2 protein-coding genes are annotated in these 3926 nt (G+C 61.4%); both read left to right on the top strand.

The window, feature by feature from the left end; genetic code table 11:
* Nucleotides 1–189 precede the first annotated feature (189 nt).
* Nucleotides 190–2250 (top strand): mechanosensitive ion channel domain-containing protein, encoded by a 2061-nt coding sequence (locus ABW043_RS01115; protein WP_353919403.1) that lies wholly within the window; start codon nt 190–192, stop codon nt 2248–2250.
* 197 nt (nt 2251–2447) lie between these two features.
* Nucleotides 2448–3650, top strand: a complete 1203-nt coding sequence (locus tag ABW043_RS01110) for a lytic murein transglycosylase (protein WP_353919402.1) — start codon at nt 2448–2450, stop codon at nt 3648–3650.
* Nucleotides 3651–3926: the final 276 nt, after the last annotated feature.

The following is a 3926-nucleotide window of genomic DNA, read 5'->3' as shown; positions in this document are numbered from 1 at the left end:
GGGCTGAGGAGCGCCATGCTGAGGCCCATTTTGATTGTCATTGCGATGGCTATGCAGTTGCTCCTCCGTCTTTTCTTTTTCGTGATTGTGCTCGCAACACCCGCTTTTGCGCAGGTGCCAGGGATAACAAGCGCCCCCGCAAGTACCGAGACCAGCGCGACCGAATCGACGCAAGCCGTCGACGATCTCGTGCGCATTCTTGAGGACGACACCGCCCGGGCGGCGCTGATCGAGCGTTTGAAGCAGGCGACGCCGGCCGCGGCGGAAGAGACGGCAACGGAGGAGATCCTGCCCGATCTCAGCATCGCGCGGCAGCTCGCAGAATATACGCGGAGCGTGGCGCAGGGCGCTTCGGCGACGGTGCGCGCGGTTGGCGGGATTTTTGTCAATTTCCGCCAGGCTGTCGATGGGACGATGAATGCCGACTATCAGGTACTGGGAACGCTGGCGGTTAATCTGGGGATCGTGCTCGCGGGGCTTTTTGGCAGTTTCTGGCTGCTGCGGCTCGCGACGCAACCCTTGATGGCGCGCATTTCGCGCGGCGCGGCCAATCGCAATATCTGGCAAAAGCTCGGGATCATTGCCGCGGGGACACTGGTCGATACGCTGAGCGTTCTCGTTGCCTGGGCCTTCGGCTATGTGCTGGCGCTCAATTTCGGCACGACGCCGCGCGGCGAGATGGGCATTAATCAGAGTCTTTTGCTCAACGCCTTCCTCGTTGTCGAAGTGTGCAAGCTTGCGGTTCGCATCCTGCTGGCGCCGCGGCATACGAGCCTGCGTTTCCTGCCTGTGACCGACGACAATGCGGCCTATTGGTCGTTCTGGCTGGCGCGGGTCGTGTCGCTGCTCGGCTATACCTTCATGTTCGTGTCGCCGATGCTGGCCTCGGCGATTTCGCCGGCGGCAGCGACGGCCATTCAGGTTCTGATGATGATCACGGTGGTGACCGTGGGCGTAATCATCGTGCTGCAGAACCGGGACGATGTCCGGGTGTGGCTCTCCGAACTGGCGGTGCGGCGTGGCAATTCCGGGCTGTGGCGCGTGCTGGCGGCCGTGGGGCAGCAGTGGCACGTTCTGGCGATTGCTTATCTTCTGGCGCTGCTGGTGGTGTGGTTCGCCAATCCCGAGGAGGCACTGCCCTTCATGCTGGGGGCGACGCTGCAATCGTTGATCGCCATTGTGATCGGGTCGCTGATCGTTGGGTTCATCAGCCGCTTCGTCAATGTCGGCCTGCGGCTGCCGCCCGATATCAGCCAGCGGCTGCCTCTGCTCGAGAACCGCCTGCAGGCTTTTGTGCCAGCCGTCATGGCCGTGGTGCGCTGGGTCGTGATCGCGGGGGTGATTGTTTCGGTGGGGCAGGCCTGGGGGCTGTTCGATTTTGCCCGCTGGATTGGCAGCGATGAAGGTCTGGGGGTGGCTGGGTCGGTCGTGTCCGCGGCGCTGATCGTGCTCATTGCCATCGTCCTCCATGTCGTCGTGGCGTCCTGGGTGGAATATCGCCTGAGTTCAAGTTCGGGCAAGGCGCCGACGCCGCGCGAAAAGACGCTGCTGAACCTGTTCAAAAATGCCTTCACGGTGGCGCTGGTGATCTTTGGCGTCATGCTGGCGCTGGCGCAGATCGGGGTGAATATCGCGCCGCTCCTCGCCGGTGCGGGTGTGGTTGGTCTCGCCATCGGTTTTGGTGCGCAAAAGCTGGTGCAGGACATTATCACCGGCATCTTCATCCAGTTCGAGAACGTGATGAACGAGGGCGATGTCGTCGAGGCGGCCGGGCGCACGGGCGTCGTCGAAAAGTTGACGATCCGGTCGGTGACCATTCGGGACATGACCGGCACCGTGCATCTCATCCCGTTCTCGTCGGTCGACCAGGTGTCGAACATGATGCGGGGCTTCTCCTTCTATGTCTCGGAAGTTGAAATTGCCTATGACAGCGACATCGAGGGCGCCAAACAGGCAATGCGCGACGCCTTTGCCGTGGTGATGGAGCATCCTGACTACAGGAATGTCATTCTCGATGATCTCGACCTGCAGGGGCTGATCGCGATCACCCCGGCCTCGGTGACGCTGCGCTCGCGCATCAAGACGCTGGCGGGCAAGCAATGGGGTGCTGGGCGTTTCTATAGCGAGACGCTGATGCGGCTCTTTGGCGAGCGCGGCATTGAAACGCCGACGCCGAAGATGCGCTATATGTCTGGCAAGGATGGAAAATCCTATCCGGAACTCCCGCCGGTGGACGGGGAGCCGGCCTGACGTTCTGATTTTTGCTTCTGTCTTGATCCGCACAGAGGCCGTCGTTTTCGGCAGATGTGCTTGAACTCATCGTGATCGGACCGGGCCTTTGCCTTAAGGTGATCTTAATCGGGTGCGTTAATTATTTGATACGCGCGCCCGATGCTGTTTAGCCGGCGCGCCTCTGACTTCAGGTAGCGCGTATGAGGAGGCTCGACATGATCCGATCCGCCGGACTTTTTCCTTTTGGCAAAGCGGCCATGGCTGTCGCTCTGGTGCTGGGCCTCGTGACGCCGGCGCATGCCAATAGCGCCGATTTCGTGCGCAGCCTTTGGCCCGATGCGCAGGCCATGGGGGTGAGCCGACAGGCGTTCGACGCTTCCTTTGCCAGCTATTCGCCGATTTCCCAGGTGATGGAGCTGACGCGCAAGCAGCCCGAATTTTCCCAGACCGTGCAGCAATATATCGACAAGCGCGTGACCGCAGCGCAGGCGAGCAAGGGTGCTGCCATGCGCGGGGAATGGGCGCAGACCCTGGCCGGAGCCAAGCAGCGCTTTGGCGTGCAGCCCGAAGTAGTCCTTGCCATCTGGGGCATGGAGACCAATTTTGGCGGCTTCATGGGCGGCAATAACACCATCCATGCGCTGGCGACGCTGACCGAGGGCGGCTATCGCGCCGACTTCTTCCGCAAGGAACTGCTGACCGCGCTGCGCATCGTGTCGGACGGACATATTACGCCCAACCAGATGGTTGGCTCATGGGCCGGCGCCATGGGGCATACCCAATTCATGCCCTCGAGCTTCATGCGCTATGCCATCGACTATAATGGCGATGGGCGGAAGGATATCTGGAACTCGGTGCCCGATGCGCTGGGGTCTACGGCGAACTACCTCAATGCCTTCGGCTGGCGGCCGGGCGAGACTTGGGGCTATGAGGTCAAGGTGCCTGCAGGCTTTGATTTCGCGCGGGCTCGACAGATGGAAAAGGCGCCGCTGAGCCAATGGCAGCAGATGGGCGTCTTGCGGGTTTCGGGCAAGGCTTTTCCGCGTGGCGGCGATGTGGCGCGGCTTTACATGCCGGCGGGTGCTTCAGGCCCGGCTTTTCTGCTGCTACCCAATTTCGATGTGATCAAGCGCTACAACAATTCGGATAGCTATGCGCTGGCGGTTGGCCATCTGGCCGATCGGATCATCGGCGGCGGCAGTTTTGCGACGCCGTGGCCGGCTGGAGACTATGCCCTGAGCAAGGCGCAGCGGACCGAGTTGCAGAGCCTCCTGTCTCGCGCCGGCTATGATGTCGGGACGCCCGATGGCGTTGTCGGACCCAAGACGCGCGCTGCGGTGATGGCCTTTCAGGCCCGCGCCGGACTGCCGGCAGATGGTCATGTTTCGGGGCTGCTGCTCGATCGGCTGAAGCGCTAAGGACCGAGCGCAACTCAACTGATGCTGGTCTGCAAATGGCAGTTTTCTCCGTTTCCGGTGCTCACGTACCCAACATACGCTCCGCCATAGCCCTACGAGCGTAGCTCTTCGGGCGTTCTTCGCGGCAAAGGTCCACTGGACCTTTGCTCAGTCGCCCATCACTTCTCGACAACCACCATTTTCGCCTCGGCCTGAGCTGATTGGCTCTCGGTCCTAACCCTCTAAAGCGTGATTGTTCGTTAACCTCTTGTTAACCTCTCGGGGCGCAGACTCGGG

The sequence above is a fragment of the Devosia sp. genome (assembly GCF_040509215.1).
Lineage (GTDB): Bacteria > Pseudomonadota > Alphaproteobacteria > Rhizobiales > Devosiaceae > Devosia.
The sequence above is the reverse complement of the archived record's forward strand: the minus strand, read 5'-3'. Positions and strand labels throughout refer to the sequence as shown.

What these genes read in the sequence shown, in the direction of transcription:
- ABW043_RS01110 (WP_353919402.1), top strand. Translation starts at nt 2,448, where the DNA reads ATGATCCGATCCGCCGGACTTTTTCCTTTTGGCAAAGCGGCCATGGCT.